Origin of the sequence: Dyadobacter fermentans DSM 18053, from assembly GCF_000023125.1 — a bacterium.
Taxonomy (GTDB): Bacteria; Bacteroidota; Bacteroidia; order Cytophagales; family Spirosomataceae; genus Dyadobacter; species Dyadobacter fermentans.
This window is the reverse complement of record NC_013037.1, coordinates 1,879,358-1,895,691: the sequence shown is the minus strand read 5'-3', so window position 1 is coordinate 1,895,691 and position 16,334 is coordinate 1,879,358. Positions and strand designations below refer to the sequence as shown.

General features: G+C 53.7%; 9 protein-coding genes. 8 read left to right on the top strand and 1 reads right to left on the bottom strand.

All coding sequences use genetic code 11. From position 1 onward, the window contains the following. Positions 1-21 precede the first annotated feature (21 nt). The gene (locus tag DFER_RS29110) at positions 22-1,206 is read right to left on the bottom strand and encodes a T9SS type A sorting domain-containing protein (RefSeq protein ID WP_015811076.1); all 1,185 of its coding nucleotides are present in this window, start codon (positions 1,204-1,206) and stop codon (positions 22-24) included. Between the two features lie 435 nt (positions 1,207-1,641). Here DFER_RS29110 and DFER_RS07780 point away from each other — a divergent pair, with 435 nt between their 5' ends. The 8 genes from DFER_RS07780 (at position 1,642) to DFER_RS07740 (ending at position 16,331) form a co-directional block, all read left to right on the top strand. Further along, positions 1,642-2,049 carry a Dabb family protein gene (locus tag DFER_RS07780; protein WP_015811075.1) on the top strand — a complete coding sequence of 136 codons (408 nt, stop codon included), beginning with the start codon at positions 1,642-1,644 and terminating at the stop codon, positions 2,047-2,049. Positions 2,050-2,220: 171 nt separating this feature from the next. Then, the gene (locus DFER_RS07770; RefSeq protein ID WP_143828690.1) at positions 2,221-2,685 is read left to right on the top strand and encodes a PD40 domain-containing protein; all 465 of its coding nucleotides are present in this window, start codon (positions 2,221-2,223) and stop codon (positions 2,683-2,685) included. A 107-nt stretch (positions 2,686-2,792) separates the two neighbouring features. Next, the gene (locus DFER_RS07765) at positions 2,793-3,758 is read left to right on the top strand and encodes a methylenetetrahydrofolate reductase (RefSeq protein WP_015811073.1); all 966 of its coding nucleotides are present in this window, start codon (positions 2,793-2,795) and stop codon (positions 3,756-3,758) included. A 66-nt stretch (positions 3,759-3,824) separates the two neighbouring features. Then, positions 3,825-7,961, top strand: coding sequence for a hybrid sensor histidine kinase/response regulator transcription factor (locus tag DFER_RS07760; RefSeq protein WP_015811072.1), 4,137 nt, complete (start codon positions 3,825-3,827; stop codon positions 7,959-7,961). 490 nt (positions 7,962-8,451) lie between these two features. Continuing rightward, positions 8,452-11,577 (top strand): SusC/RagA family TonB-linked outer membrane protein, encoded by a 3,126-nt coding sequence (locus DFER_RS07755; RefSeq protein ID WP_015811071.1) that lies wholly within the window; start codon positions 8,452-8,454, stop codon positions 11,575-11,577. Between the two features lie 37 nt (positions 11,578-11,614). Further along, entirely contained in the window at positions 11,615-13,240 is a 1,626-nt protein-coding gene (locus DFER_RS07750) for a RagB/SusD family nutrient uptake outer membrane protein (protein ID WP_015811070.1), read from the top strand. 18 nt (positions 13,241-13,258) lie between these two features. Then, positions 13,259-14,428, top strand: a complete 1,170-nt coding sequence (locus tag DFER_RS07745; protein ID WP_015811069.1) for a glycan-binding surface protein — start codon at positions 13,259-13,261, stop codon at positions 14,426-14,428. Between the two features lie 4 nt (positions 14,429-14,432). Further along, positions 14,433-16,331: a glycoside hydrolase family 44 protein gene (locus DFER_RS07740; RefSeq protein ID WP_015811068.1), complete on the top strand. Its 1,899-nt coding sequence runs from the start codon at positions 14,433-14,435 to the stop codon at positions 16,329-16,331. Positions 16,332-16,334 lie beyond the last annotated feature (3 nt).

Genomic DNA, 16,334 nt, shown 5'->3' with positions numbered 1-16,334 from the left:
CTAAGAAATTGTTCGGTTTAATTACTTTTTTACAAATTTGAAAGTACTGATCTCTACATCTTTTCCTTCGAATGTGGCAGTATAAATCCCCGTACCTAGCTTTTCAACTGGAATTCCTTCATGGGTATATTGGGTCGTTAATACAACTTTCCCGGCAGCATCATAAATTTTTACAATAGCTTTATTCTGATTTTCACCGCCTGTAATAACAAGCCGATCTTCGACAGGATTAGGATAAATAATGCCAATGGGTTGGTTAACATATGTGGCTTGTACAGAAGAATAGGCGTACGTCCTGTCCAAGTCGACCATTTTCAGCCGGTAGTAATTATTGCCTGGACGCGGAGATTTGTCAACATATTTGTAGATCAATATATTTTTACTATCCTGCTGCGCAGCTACGGTGCCTAATGTTTTCCAGTTTATTCCATTTGCACTCCGCTGGATATCAAAATGGCTGCTATTAGTTTCAGATGTCGTCACCCATGTAAGCACAGCTGTTTTTCCTTCTGTCATTGTTTCGAAACTTGCCAGGTCTACTGGTAGATTTTGCTCGCAATTCGCAAGGATCTCAGCATTGGTGTTGCAGCCTGCGCCATTATCATTTACTGTCGATTCGGGAAATTTGCCGGGTATAATTTCAACTCCTTTGCAAACGATTTCTGATAGACAATCGCTAAGTAGTGGGTTTTGATAAATATCTACCCTGCCGCTGACAGCAGGTAACGAGGATAAAGAACTTATATTGGTTAATAGGGAATTATAGCCTAATACCACAAAATTTTCAATCTGTTCCAGATTTTGTGGGATGGTCAAGGTTGTCCAGTTCGATCCTATAACTACAAGGTAACCGGCTGTTTGGAGGTATTCAAGGTCTTCGAGGCTTCCTGACAGTAGATTGGGGCCACTAATTTGGATTCCACCGGCAGCAGTTATGTTCGCCAATCCTTCCAAATTGGCAAGATTAGGTGCGGTGAAAATCCCGATTTCTTTTATCTTAGTAAGATTTATAAACCCATCAACATTTGTAATGTCGTTGCCTGAAATATATAGGTTGAAGTTCGAGGCATCTGTACACAAGGGATAGTTTATTGCAAAGTTGTCGATTTGCTGTTGCGTGGTAAACTGAATTTCGGTGGTAGGACACTGAGCAAAGGCCAATTTGGAAAATAAAACAAGGGAAAGAATGAGGTATAGATTTTTCATGCGGTTATTGGGTTAGTCGACTTCAGTAAACAATGACATATTTACAATTAACTCAAATTAATTGCAAAATCCGTAGAAAAAACTGGAACCATCAGCGCCGGGAAACGATCGAAATTCAGTGGATCTCAAATCAATTAGATATTTGTTTGATAAATGCGTTATTAAAAGATAGACGTTGAAAATAAGATACGCTTAATATGAATCTTAAAGTACAAAATGGTAAGACAGCTGTGGACGCCCGGCCCGAGACTAGTTGCGCCTGAAACTCTTTGAACTAATACCGGTGCTCAATCCTGGAAATGACTTTTTGTGTTTTCAGTAGCCAGGTTTCCTTTATATCTTCGCCCGCGTCGTCGGGATATGTTCAAACCCCCAAACGCCTGTTATGTTAGTTTTAAGCCAATTTTTATTTCTTACTATATCTGAACAATCATCATGACCCATTCCCGTCGGAAATTCATAGCAAGTTCCGTTACATTGGCCGCTGGTGCTACCGCTTCCGTGGCGTCGCCGCTTGCTCCTGAGAAAAGCAAGTACCCGCTCGTTCACCATGTTTTTTTCTGGTTGAAAAACCCTGGTTCCAAGGCTGATCGCGACAGGATTATCGAAGGCCTGAAAACGCTGCGGAAGATCGAGGCCATCAAGGATCTGCGAATCGGCGTAGTGGCCAGCACGGAAAAACGGGACGTCGTGGACAACAGCTGGGCGGTGTCCGAGCTCATGTTTTTTGAAGACCTTGCAGGCCAGGCCAGTTACCAGGATCACCCGATCCACCAGCAGTTTATCAAGGATTGCAGCCATCTGTGGGACAAAGTGATCGTATATGACGCGATAGATGTTTAGAAAAACGGCAACGGGCCGCTGGAAACAGCGGCCAGCCATAAAACGCTCCATCTTCCTGTTAATGCTGATTGCATTTTTTCTCTCGTGCCGGGAAAAGGCAATCGATCCATCCAGGCTTGTGAGGCCTGTTGCCCTGAAAATTTCTGTCGCCAATGACGCGTACCAGCTCTCGTGGCAGGAGATTCGATTCCGCTGACCCCACCGATGCCGATCCGCGAGTTGAACAACATCCGGCCAGGCGATATCGACTGGTCGCCGGACGGCCGTTTCATTGCCGTTTCACGGGCCCGGGCAGAGCCGGAAAGCAAGCAATGGCGAGCCGTCATTTCCTTATATTCCGCCGACGGGACCGGCGAAGCGAAATTTTTCGAAACGCAGCCCAGCTGGGTGGACACCTCGCCCTCATTCTCGCCGGACGGAAAGCAGCTCGCATTCCTGAGCACGCGAACCAGCCCCTCGGGCGGCCCTTACAGCCTCTGGGTCCGCGACCTCACAACCGGCCAGCCGCGGCAGATCCTCCTGCTACCGGGCCTCCTTCCTTCCGACGACTTTGCGCCGCGCTGGCAGGGAAATGAAAGGCTGCTGTTTAAAGGCACGCTGCAAGGAAAGCAGGGGTATTTTACGGTGTTTTTGTGAACGAGGCGAAGCGGGTTAAGGGACAACCGGCAAATGTGTAGTCACTAAATTTTATTATACTTGCTGACCTTTCCGGAAAACGGAGCCCAGGGCCATATTTTACAAGCATGTTTTTACAAAAAATCAAATCCAGAGAATCGGGCGTGGTGCTTTATGGCATTACGCCGCCCAAAGCTGATACCACCGCCGATCGCGTTGCCGAGATCGCCCATAAGACGATCGAGCGATTGTCGTCCCTGGATATTGATGCGCTGGTGGTTTATGATGTGCAGGATGAATCGGCGCGGACGAAGGAGGAGAGGCCTTTTCCGTTCCTGAATGCCCTCGATCCCCTGGTTTTTGCTTCCGAATTTCTGGGCGCGCTGAACGTCCCGAAGATCATATACCGCCCCGCAGGCAAGTTTTCGCCCGATGAACTGTCGGATTGGCTCGAACAGCTGCATGATCAGAGTTTTTATCCGGTGTTTGTAGGCGTGCCGGCCCCGGATTTTCCGGTGAAAACCAGCCTGCCGGAGGCTTATCAGATCTGGCGGAAACACGAGGCGACGTCGGCCATCGGCGCGGTGACCATTCCCGAGCGCCATAAGGTGCTGCAAGACGAAGACGTAAGGATACTCGACAAGATGGAATGCGGCGTATCGTATTTTATTTCCCAATGCGTTTTCGACCTCGAATATGCCCGGCAGGTGATCGAAGACCTCGCGCAGCGTTGCGAGCGCCAGCAGGTTTCGCCCCCGACCATCATTTTTACCCTTACGGCCTGCGGATCGGAAAAAACGCTCCAATTCATGGAATGGCTCGGCATTCACGTGCCCGATGCGTTGAAAGACGATTTTAGAAAATCCGAAGATATTCTCGATAAATCCGTGAATGTGTGCCTCGATATTGCCTCGGCGCTGACTTCACTCTGCATCGAACGCGCGATTCCTTTTGGCTTCAACATCGAGAGCGTGGCCATCCGCAAGGCAGAAATCGAGGCATCGGTGTATATGGCCCGGCAAATCAGCGAAATGCTGAAAGAGAAAGGGGTGAGAAAACCTTCGGCGCCGGAACTCGTCCGTGACCAGCAATAGCCGCAATGCCTGGCCGCCAGGCCGTGGGGATGGTAAATTCGGTGCAAAAGAGGTACCTTCACAAGAATGAATCGTTGGGTGATATGTTTCTTGGTGCTCCTGGTGGGCTTCATGGGATGGGCGGAGCAGGGGACGGCGCAGCCTGCCGACTATCAGTTTGTTCGCTACAACACCGAAAAAGGCCTTTCGCATAACCAGGTCAACTGCTTTTTGAAGGACAGCCGCGGCTTCGTCTGGATCGGGACTGCCAATGGGCTGAACCGCTTCGATGGCTATTCATTCCGCGTTTTCAGGCATGATCCGGCCGATTCGGCCAGCATTTCCGACCGTCAGGTGAATGCGATTTTCGAAGATCCGCAAGGTTACATCTGGATCAATACCCGGATCGGCTTTGATGTGTACGACCCCGTTACCGAAACCATCGATCACAATGCCAACCGCGCTGCTCACCGTTTCGGGCTCAGCGACGCCGATTTTAACCGCGTGATCAAAACCCGCTCGGGCGACTACTGGATCAGCCATAACAAACTCGGACTCCTGAAATTTGTAACTGCCACCAAAACGCTCGTCAGAGTGCGTTTCAGCCCTGCCGGGGATGCCGCCGGCGGAGGTACCCGCGTCATTTCGGACTTCGACGAGGATGCGCAGGGCAATCTCTGGGTGGTTTGCGACGACGGCCTGCTCGCCCGCGTGAACGCCCGCACGCACAAGATCGATATCCAAAGCGCTTTGTTACAGCGCCGAAGCCTCGACAAGCTTTCCAACCGCAAGGTGTTTGTAGATGCCGACGGCCAGCCGTGGGTGTACATTGTGAAAGCAGCCCTGGGCGCATTCAATTTCGATTTCCAAAAGAATGTCCTGCGCGTAGCCAGTACAACCGGGCCTGATTTCAGGCTGAGCAACAATGCGGTAAGCGCGATGGTGCTCGGACCCGACGGACGGATCTGGATCGGGACCGACCACGGCGGCATTAATATTCTCGACAAAAAAAGTGGCTCCGTCACCACGCTGCGCTCCAATCCCGGCGACCCGCGGACGATCAGCCAGAACAGCATCCAGGCATTGTACCGCGACGCCACAGGCATGATCTGGGCCGGGACGTTCAAGCAGGGATTTTGTAATTATCACCAGAATATCTTCCGGTTTTCACTCGTACGCCACTTGCCCGGCGACGCGAGCAGTCTGCCCTTCGACGACGTGAATGTGTTTGCCGAAGACAGGAAGGGGAATTTATGGGTAGGCACCAATGGCGGCGGACTGATCTATTACGATCGGCAGAACAACAGCTTCCGGCAGTTCAAGGCCCGGCCCGGCGATCCGAACAGTCTCAGTAATGATGTGATTGTCAGCTTGTTCCTCGATAGCCAGGATGTGCTCTGGATAGGAACGTATTTCGGCGGGCTCAACAGTTTCGACGGCCGGAAGTTCACCCGCTACCTCCACGACCCGGCCGATTCGACCAGCCTCGTCGACGATCGTGTGTGGGAGATATTTGAAGATTCGCGCGGACGACTGTGGGTAGGCACCATGGCCGATGGCCTCGACCTTTTCGACCGGTCGAAAAGGACATTCAGGCACTACCGCAATCTGGCGCCCAATTCGGTGAGTTCCGACTACATTTCGGCATTGATGGAGGACCGCGAGGGCAACCTGTGGGTCGGCACGGCGAACGGCGTGGACGTGCTCATGCGCGAAACCGGACGCTTTGTGCATTATGCGCACCGTGCAGGCGACCGCAGCAGCCTCAGCAGCGACGCCGTCACGGCCCTCGTGCAGGATGGTTCGGGGAATATCTGGATCGGCACGTCCGAGGGCCTCAACCGCTACGACGCCGGCCGCAATGCATTCGTTACGTACGACACCCGCCACGGTCTGCCCGATAATGCCATCCTTACCGTGGCCGTCGACAAGCGGCAGGGATTATGGCTCGGTACGCCCAAAGGCCTCGTGAATTTGCAGGTCTCCAAAAGCGCAGGAGGAATTCCGACCGCATTTCAGGTCCGTACGTTCAACGAAGTCGATGGGTTACAGGGGCGCGGCTTTAATGAGAATGCGGCGCTGCGACTGCGAACGGGCGAGCTTGTGTTCGGGGGCGCGAACGGTTTTTCGATATTCGACCCCGCGCGGGTTACCGACGAGGCCGCCGCTGCCAAAGTGGTGCTCACCGATTTTCAGATTTTTAACAAAAGCATCCGTCCGGGAATGCCCGCAGCAGGCGATCCCGTACTTGAAAAGTCGGTCTCGATCACCGAGCGCATTGAGCTGCAACACAGCCAGAATGTGTTCACGATCGAATTTGCCGCATTGAATTTCCTTCATCCCGAAAAAAATCATTACCTCTACACGCTGCAAGGGTTTAACGACCAATGGTTTGAGGCCGACAACACCCGGCGGGTTACCTACACCAACCTCGACCCCGGTTCCTATGTGTTCAAGGTCAAAACACGGGAGGGTGGGGCCGTTACCGAACGAAGGCTCGAAATCCGTATTCTACCTCCTTTCTGGCGGACGCCCTGGGCGTATCTCCTCTACTTCCTGCTTTTTGCGGGTGCATTGATGGTCGCGCGCTGGATATTGATCGAACGTGAGCGGATGAATTTCAAGCTGGAACAGGAACGGCGGTATGCGCAGCAAATGCATGAGCTGGATTTGATGAAAATCAGGTTTTTTACCAATGTGAGCCACGAGTTCCGCACGCCGCTGACGCTGATGCTTACGCCGCTCGAAAACCTGCTGACGAACATCCGGGCGGATAACACGGTCCATCGGCAGCTGTCGCTCGTGCACCGAAATGCCCGGCGGCTGCTCAACCTGGTGACCCAAATGCTCGATTTCAAGAAGCTGGAAGTGGAGGAGACGCAGTTTATGCCGGAGCGGGGCGATATCGTGCGGTTCGTGCGGCAAATCGCGCAGACGTTCTCCGACCTGTCCGAGCACAAGCACATTCGCTACCGGTTCGAAACGGCCATTGAATCGCGGTACGCGGATTTCGACCAGGATAAGTTATCGAAAGTGATGTACAACCTGCTGTCGAATGCATTCAAATTCACGCCGGAAAACGGCCAGGTTACCGTGCGGCTGCGCGTGGTGGAGCAAGAGAGCGGTGAAGCCATCGAGATCAGCGTCGAGGATTCGGGCATCGGCATTCCCCCCGAGGCCCAGCCGAAAGTATTCGAACGTTTCTACCAGCATCCCACGCCCGCACATATCATGAACCAGGGCAGCGGGATCGGCCTGTCCATTGCGGGGGAGTTTACCAAAATGCACGACGGCACCATCGGCCTCGAAAGCCAGCCCGGAAAAGGCAGCACATTCACCGTGACATTACCCCTCCGCGAAACGCTCGCACGCCGTGCAACCCTGCCCGAAGCGGATGTGATCCCGGCAGTAACCGCCGACATCGACATTGACATACCCACAGAAAATGCGGGCAAGGACAAGCCGCTGGTGCTGCTGGTCGAGGACAACGACGAGTTCAGGGAGTATCTCAAAGAAGTATTTCAGAAAGATTACCGGATTATTGAAGCCGCTAATGGCAAAATAGGGCTGGAAATGGCGCTCGAACACGTGCCGGACCTGATTGTGAGCGATGTAATGATGCCCGAAATGGATGGGACCGAGCTTTGCAGGACCATTAAAACCGACCGGCGGATTTCGCACATCCCCGTGGTGCTGCTTACGGCGCGGGCCGAAGAAGAACAGCAATTGCAGGGCTACCAAACCGGGGCCGACGCGTATGTGACCAAGCCGTTCCGGCTGGATATTTTGCAGGTCAGGATCGCCAACCTGATCTCCCAGCGCGAGCAGCTGCAAAAACAATTCCAGCAGCATATCGCCATCCGTCCGAGCGAAGTGCCGGCGCGGTCCATGGACGAGCAATTTGTGAACGGGGCCGTGCGCGTGGTGGAGGCCAACCTCGCCAATCCCGAATACACGGTGGAGGAGCTCAGCGACGCGATGTCGATGAGCCGCGTTTATCTCTACAAAAAAATACTGTCCCTCACAGGCAAAACGCCCGTGGAATTCATTCGCATTATCCGCATCCGGCGGGCCGCCGACCTGCTCGCGAAAAGCCAGCTGACGGTGTCGGAAATTGCCTACCAGGTCGGGTTCAACAACCCGAAATACTTCACCAGGCTCTTCAAGGAGGAGTACCAGACGCTTCCGACCGAATACCGGAAAAAGCATGCCGTCCAGGCCTGATCCTGCATTCCGCCCCAAACCTCGGGAAGCCGTAAAATGCAATTTTTAATACAGCTAATCCGGCAATGCGCGGTAGGGTTCATATTGGAATAGTTCAACAAGCCAGTTGCATACTCTAATAACCGTTCGTGGTCACTTGCTCATTGCTTGCTCATTCATTTCAGCACATGGCTCATTGGCAAACTGTAATAAATAGTGAAAAAATAGCCCGATTTTCTGCGCCAGTTTACAAATGAACCCCTATTTGTAAACATTTGGACCCCTTGCTGGATGTTTTTTAAAGACACATTTGTCCAACTATTCATTCGATTTATCCCATTGTCCGGTATCCAACCCCGGGATATTGGAAATGTCTAAATCGAGGTGAACAAATAGTCACTTTTTAAAACAAAACAACATGCAAGAAAATTTGTACGAAACTAGGCAGACGAAGCGGCGTATGCGCTTTTTGGCCAGGTTGCTACGACCTCTCCTTCTATCACTGGGGATTATGGGTACAGCCGCCGGCGCATTCGCGCAGTCGGAAGCTAAAAGAGTAATTACCGGTACAGTCGTAGCCCTCGACCAGGGCGACGGCATCCCGGGTGCGAGCGTGGTTGTGAAGGGTACCTCCAACGGCACCACGACCAACACCAACGGAGAGTTCTCGATCGAGGCGTCTTCGGGTACTACGCTCGTTTTCTCGTTCATCGGGTACGAGACGCAGGAAGTGGCAGTGGGAAACAAAACCCGCATCGACGTTAAACTGAAAGAAAGCATTTCGGCATTGGACGAGGTGGTGGTAGTCGGCTACGGGGAAATGAAGAAGACCGACGTGTCCAGCTCCCAGGTGACCGTCTCCGGCAAGGATTTAAGTAAAACCATCAACACCTCGCTCGAACAGGGCTTGCAGGGCCGCGCGGCCAACGTAATGGTGCAGCAAAACTCCGGCCAGCCGGGTGCGGCACCGTCGGTACTGATACGCGGTTTGAGCTCCCTCACGGGCACCACGCAGCCATTGTACGTGATCGACGGCGTGCAGATTAAGCCGGACAACATGCGCGACGACCCTAACAACCGTCCGACCGGCTTCTCGAACATCCTGTCGAGCATTAACCCGGACGATATCGAGACGATCAACGTATTGCAGGGCCCTTCTGCCACAGCGATCTACGGTGCAGTGGGTGCCAACGGCGTCGTGATGATCACCACCAAGCGCGGTAAGGCGGGCGAAGCGAAGATCACATTCAACTCGCTCATTACGTTGCAGGCTGAGCCTAAGCATATTGATGTAATGAACCTGCGCGAATATGCGCAGTTCCGTAACGAAGCGGCTGCGGTGGGCAGCACGGCTACGGAGCCGCAGTTTGCCGATCCGTCGGTGCTCGGCGAGGGTACCGACTGGCAAAGCGCGCTTTTCCGCCCGACGACCCTCCAAAAATATTCGCTCGGCCTCAGCGGCGGTACCGAAAAATCGACCTACTATCTGTCGGGAGAGTATTTCAACCAGAAGGGGATTGTGGAAGGATCGGGTTTCAAACGTTATAATGGCCGTTTGAACCTGGAAAACCAGACCCGCAGCTGGCTGAAAATCGGTGCGAACATGAGCGTGGGTATCACGGAAGAAAAGGTGAATACAAACAATGGCGGCATTATCCAGCTCGCATTGGACCAAAACCCGAGCGTACCGGTAACCAACCCCGACGGCAGTTGGGGCGGACCTACATCGACGCAATTCCAGTTCACAAACCCGGTGATGATCTCGAAGATCTACAACGATTACAACCGCCGTACTTCCATCCTGGGAAGCCTTTTTGCGGATGTGAAACTGGCTAAGAACCTCACCTGGCACACGGAAGCGAACGGCAGCGCCGAATTTTTGAAATACTACTCATTCCACCCGTCGTATACCATCGGAGGTTTCGTGGTGTCGCAGGACGCGGCTACTTCCACCCGCTCGGTAAATACCAATACCTGGTGGAGCTTGCACAGCCGGTTGACCTACGACCTCAAACTTGGTCGCCACGGCGTGAACATCATGGCTGGTCACGAGGCACAGGAGTATACCTACGAGTCGCTGACCGGTACGCGCAAGAAATTCATTACCAATACCATAGAAGAGCTTTCGGGCGGTGATGCTTCCGTGATTTCGAATGTAAGCAACAACAGCGGCAAAGGTGCCGGCTCGCGCGAATCGTATTTTGCCCGTGTGAATTACAGCTTCAACGAGCGCTATTTCTTGCAGGGAACTTACCGGATGGACGGCTCCTCTGCATTCCGCGAAGGTCGTCGCTGGGGCAACTTCCCGGCGGTATCGGTAGCATGGCGCGTTTCGGAAGAGCCTTTCCTGAAAAGTGTGAAGGAAATCAACGACCTGAAACTGCGGTTTGAGATCGGTCGCTCGGGTAACCAGGGCAGCGGCGGTAATGCGATCTTCTCGACGCTTCAAACCGTGCCGACAGGCTGGGGAACGGGCTTTTTGGCTTCCAATTTCGCCAATGAGTTCCTTACATGGGAAAAGGACGACGTGATCAACGGAGGACTTGACCTGCATATGTTCGGCAACCGGGTGGAGCTGATTGTGGATGCGTATATCAAAAACATTACCAGCCTCATTACCGTAAACTCCTATCCATTCACTTACGGCGGCGATATCGCTTACTCACCCGGCTACCTGAGCTGGCCGGCAGTGAATGCGGGTTCGATGAAAAACCGCGGTATTGGTTTTACATTAAATACCGTGAATATCGACAAAGGCGGTTTTTACTGGAAAACAGGACTTAACCTGTCGTTTGACCGCAACAAAGTGACCTCGCTCCTGAACCCGATCACGCCGATCTGGAATGCGACTTCGGTAGGTTTCAAAACGGAGGTAGGACAGCCTGCGAGCATGATCACCGGCTATATCGCCGACGGCCTCTTCCAGGACGCGAATGATATCGAAGGCCACGCGGTTCAGACTTCGAACGGCCAGCTGACGATCAATCCGGCCACAGGTAGCTGGGTAGGGGACACCAAGTTCCGCGACCTGAACAACGACGGCGTGATCGACGCCGAGGACCGCACCGTGATCGGTAACCCCTGGCCGAAGTTCACCCTCGGGTTCAACAACAACATGACTTATAAGAATTTCGAACTGAATGCATTCCTCACCGGAAGTTTCAAGAACGACATTCTCAACTATCCGCGCTACCGCGCCGAGATCCCCGGCAATGGCGGCGTGTTCGGCAACCAGTGGAAATCGGTAGCCAACTACGCGAGACCAAGCAGCTACGATGTTGCTGATGCGGAATCGGTTACGCTCACCAACCCAGGCCACACCATCCCACGCATCGCTCCGGGCGATCCGAACGGCAACAACCGTATGAACACCAACTTCATCGAAGATGGCAGCTACGTACGTTTGAAAAACATCACGATCAGCTACAACTTCCCGAAATCGATGTTGAAAGACTTCTTTATCAGAGGCTTGCGGGCTTCGGTAGGCGCGCAAAACCTGTTCACGATCACGAAGTACAAAGGCTACGATCCGGAGATCGGTATGGTGAACTATGGCGGTACGGTCATGGCAGGCATCGATACAGGCCGCTACCCGTCGGTTCGCATGTATTCATTCGGCTTGCTGGCTGATTTCTAAGCCATCAGTTTCAACGACAATTTCAAAAGACATTAATATGCAATTCAAATTCAGACTTATAGCGGCCGTTGGAGCGCTGATGCTCATGCAGGGATGCAGCGAGGACTTCCTCGACCGCCCGCCGCTGGACGCGCTCACATCCGGTAACTTCTATAAAACCGACGACGAGATCATGGCCGGTACCGCGCCGCTTTACAACATCGTGTGGTTCGACTTCAACGACAAGGCCAACATGTCCTTCCAGGAAGCCCGCGCCGGAAACCTCAATTCCAACGACCGTACGGCCTACATCAAGCACGCCATTCCGTCCACCGACGTGAACACGCTGCTGCCGGGCTACAAATCGTTTTACAAAATCATCGCGCAGAGCAATAATGCCTACAAGGCCATTAAAGAGGCACAGGGAAGCACCGCTTCGGCAGCTGTGAAGGCGCAGGGGCTTGGCGAATGCCGGTTTATGCGCGCCACGGCTTACTATTACCTGGTAACCAACTGGGGCGCGGTGCCCATCGTATACGACAACGTGGCGCAGCTCAATACGCCGCCCGTGCGCAACCGCATTGAGGATGTTTGGAAACTCGTGATCCAGGACTTCCGCTTCGCTGCCGAAAATCTGCCTGCAACGGCGGTGCAGGGCCGTTTGACCAAATATTCGGCCGAGGGAATGCTCGCCCGCATGTACCTCATGCGCTCGGGCCTGAACCAGCAGGGCACACGTAACCAGTCGGACCTGGACAGCGCGAAATACTATGCCGAAAGCGTGATCACCAAAAGCGGCCTCTCTCTGGCGCCTACGTATGCGGAACTGTTTGAAAGCGCCAACCACAATGCGTCCAAAAACAATCCCGAGAGCCTTTTCTCCCTGCAATGGATGCCGGTAAGCAACCCCTGGGGCGTGAACAATTCATTCCAGGCGTATTTTGCCTACGATGCCAACATTACCGGCACCGGCGACGGCTGGGGCGCGGCACAGGGGCTTTCGGCCGACCTCGTGAAATACTTCACCGAAAACCCGGCGGACTCATTGCGCAGAAAGGCGATCGCGATGTTCGATACCGATGTGTATCCGAACATTCAGAAAGGCACCGGCGGATTGAAATACAACCGTCCGGAAGCATTGTCGGCCATCAAAAAGTACATCATCGGCTCGCCTGCTGACAATGGCGGCCTGGGCGGTTTCATGGCGGCGAATATCAATTCGTACATGCTGCGCCTCGCGGAAGTGTACCTCATTTACGCGGATGCCGTGCTGGGCAACAGCGCCACCACTTCCGACGCGAAGGCATTGGAATACTTCAATGCCGTGCGCAAGCGGGCAGGAATGCCAGCCAAAACGTCGCTCACTTTCGAGGATATTTTCAAGGAGAGAAGAATTGAAACCGTGTTCGAAGGCAATTCGTGGAACGAAGTCGTGCGCTGGTATTATTTCAATCCGGCCAAAGCGATCGCCTACACCGCGGCGCAGCACAAGGAAAACTACACGATGTCGTACACGGCAGGTTCTCTCAGACCTAAAAAATACAGCGTAACCTACTCGCCGGCGGAATACTACCCGCTCACCGATGCCACGCTGTACCTGCCGTTCCCAGAAGGTGAGATCGTGAATGCACCTTCGTTGAAGGACGAGCCGGTTGCATTTGATTTCAGCAAACTAGTCGACTAACCCAAATCTGTGACCACAATGAATTTCAAAAATATATGCAAAACAGGCCTGGGGCTGCTGTTGGCGGCGGGTATGCTGCTGACGTTCCAGAGCTGTAACGACGACGACATCGACGGCGCGCCGTCGATCAGCAACGTACGCCTGCTCGATCCGACGAAAGCCGACAGCTCGCTATCCGCCGCTGAGCCGGGCAGCCTGGTCGTGATCCAGGGGCAAAACCTGGGCAGTGTGCTCAAAGTGTATTTCAATGATTTCGAATCGACGTTCAACTCAGCATTGGGCAGCAACTCGAATATCATCATTACCATTCCCGCCAATGCGCCCACCAAAGCGGTGGACGCGGGCGTGCCCAACAAGATCCGCGTAGTGACCAAAGGCGGCGAAACAACGTATGATTTCGTGCTCACGGCTCCGGTACCGGTCATTTCCGGCTTGTATTCCGAGTTTGTGAAAGCCAATGGAACGGTCGTAATCAATGGCGATTACTTCTATAATATCAAATCGGTGAAGCTCGGCAATACCGCATTGCAGGTGGTGAGCTCCAATGTGAAGCAAATCACAGCCAAAATGCCCGCTACTGCGCCGGTGGACGTGATTACGGTGGAAGGGGAGTTCGGAACGGCCAAAACGGCGTTCAAAATGAACGATGCCGTGACCGGAAACATGGTCAATTTCGACGTGCCTGCTACTACCTGGGATGCAGCCGTATGCTGGGGCGGCGCGCCTATCGTGGCCGCTACCGACGCACAGGCCATTTCGGGCAAGTTTTCGAGGATCAAGCAAACCAAGCTGCCCGCAACAGGTTATAACGACGGCTGGGTATTCTCTACCTGCTCCTTCGATTTCAAGCTTCCGGCAGGAGGCGCGGCGGACCGGCAGTTCAAATTTGAACACAATATCGCAGAGCCATGGAAAGCAGGTAAGTACGATATTACCATCACCGCCGACGGCAAGGAGTATGTGTACACTTTCCAGCCCTGGAACTCTACTGAATACGCTTCGTCCGGTTACCAGACCAACGGATGGAGAACGGCGGTGATCGAACTTTCCGAGTTCAAGAATTCTACCGGCTCTGCAATTGCCGACGTGTCGAAAGTCTCCGACCTGAAAGTGTTGTTCAATACGCCGGATGAGACGATCGCTTCGTTCAACGGCAGCGTGGACAATTTCCGGATCGTGAAAAAGTAATCCGATGCCGAACAATGCATTATCCGCCATCGGCAGGGCACTCATCGTAGTTTGGATGGGGGCAATGCCGGTGGTCGGGCAAATACAGGTGACGATCGACGCCGGAGCTGACTTGAAGCCTGTTTCGCCGTACCTCTACGGCCGTAACAACTCATTCTCCTCCACCGATCCGAACTGGACATTACCCGATGCCGACCTGGTGCGGCTCCGCGATGCGGGCGTGACCTTCTTCCGGGAAAGCGGCGGCAATAATTCAAGCAAGTACAACTGGCGAAGAAAGCTCGGCAGCCATCCCGACTGGTACAACAACGTTTACGTCAACAACTGGGACCACGCCGCACAGACCCTGCAAAAGCACTTTCCTGCCGCGCAGGGTATGTGGGCGTTTCAGTTGCTGGGCTATGCGGCCAGGAGCAATGCCGCCAATTTCCCGGATTGGGACTACAACCGCTCCCAGTGGTGGGAAGGTGTGAACCAGAACCTGGCCGGCGGCGGCGTGCCCAATGCCACCGGTACCAAAGCCCTCACCGAAGGGAACCCCCACCTTTACCTGGAAAAATGGCCCGCCGACTCTTCGGTTGCCATGCTCGACCATTGGTTCGGTGCAAACGGCATTGGCCTGAAAAAGGAGGGCATTCGCTACTGGAATATGGACAACGAGCCGGAAATATGGTCGGGCACGCACGACGACGTGATGCCCGTGCTGCTCAGCCCGCAGGAGTTCATGCAGCGGTACATCCAACTGGCCAAAAAGGCGCGGGCTAAATTCCCGGACATCAAGCTCGTGGGCCCGGTAACGGCCAATGAATGGCAATGGTACAACTGGGGCACGCGGCCGGTGACCGAAAACGGTAAAACTTACCCCTGGCTGGAATATTTTATCAAAACCATTGCCGCCGGGCAGCAGCAAAGCGGAATCAGGCTGCTGGACGTGCTCGATATCCATTTTTATCCATCCACCCAAAAAACAGAGGAAGTCGTGCAACTCCACCGGGTGTTCTTCGACCGGAATTACGATTTTCCCGAAGCAAACGGCGTGAAAACCATGAACGGCGGCTACGACAACAGCCTCACCCGCGAATACATTTTTGCCCGCTGCAACGACTGGCTCACCCAATACCTCGGCGCGGACCACGGCGTTACGCTAGGACTCACCGAAGCAGGCATTCACGACGCCGTGCAGCCGTCCGTCAGGGCGGTGTGGTATGCCTCCACGCTCGGGGAGTTTATGAAAAACAATGTGGAGATTTTCACTCCGTGGACCTGGCAAACCGGCATGTGGGAAACCTTGCATTTGTTTAGCCGCTATAACCTTACCCATTCTGTGAGGGGGATTTCGGCGAACGAGGCGCTGGTATCGGCGTATCCGACTGTAAATGCTTCGAAAGATTCGATGACGGTGGTGCTCATTAACCGCTCTCCCGACGCAAGCCAGGTGGTGAATGTGCGCTTCAACCAGTTTTCGCCGGAGCCGGGGAAAGCGGTGCTGTACAAATTATCACAGCTGCCGGCGGAGGAAACGTTTGTTTCCCATCGTGATAATGCATTGAAGAAATCGGAGGTCAATGTCGGCGTCAATGGGTTCGGCATCTCGCTGCCGCCCATGTCGGTTTCCAGCGTCACACTCCGCAATGGCGGCCCGGTGCTTGGCGAACCGCCTGCGGCGGAGCCGTTCCAGGTATTCCCTAATCCTTCTTGGGACAGCGTCACCGTGCGCTGGGCCCATCAGGATTTCGACCAAATTACCATTACAGCCACTTCCGGAAAGCAGATTTACAACCGTACGCTGCAAAAATCGCAGCGCGAAGCGGTGATCGGCCGGAAGTTACCGGCAGGCGTTTACCTCATCCGGCTCACCGGGCCGGGCGGGCAATCGGCTGTCAGAAAAATCATCGCCCGCTAGCAA

Bases quoted from the DNA above. Each gene is read 5' to 3' on its own strand.
- DFER_RS29110 (WP_015811076.1), bottom strand. From the start codon at position 1,206: ATGAAAAATCTATACCTCATTCTTTCCCTTGTTTTATTTTCCAAATTG.
- DFER_RS07780 (WP_015811075.1), top strand. From the start codon at position 1,642: ATGACCCATTCCCGTCGGAAATTCATAGCAAGTTCCGTTACATTGGCC.
- DFER_RS07765 (WP_015811073.1), top strand. From the start codon at position 2,793: ATGTTTTTACAAAAAATCAAATCCAGAGAATCGGGCGTGGTGCTTTAT.
- DFER_RS07760 (WP_015811072.1), top strand. From the start codon at position 3,825: ATGAATCGTTGGGTGATATGTTTCTTGGTGCTCCTGGTGGGCTTCATG.
- DFER_RS07755 (WP_015811071.1), top strand. From the start codon at position 8,452: ATGGGTACAGCCGCCGGCGCATTCGCGCAGTCGGAAGCTAAAAGAGTA.
- DFER_RS07750 (WP_015811070.1), top strand. From the start codon at position 11,615: ATGCAATTCAAATTCAGACTTATAGCGGCCGTTGGAGCGCTGATGCTC.
- DFER_RS07745 (WP_015811069.1), top strand. From the start codon at position 13,259: ATGAATTTCAAAAATATATGCAAAACAGGCCTGGGGCTGCTGTTGGCG.
- DFER_RS07740 (WP_015811068.1), top strand. From the start codon at position 14,433: ATGCCGAACAATGCATTATCCGCCATCGGCAGGGCACTCATCGTAGTT.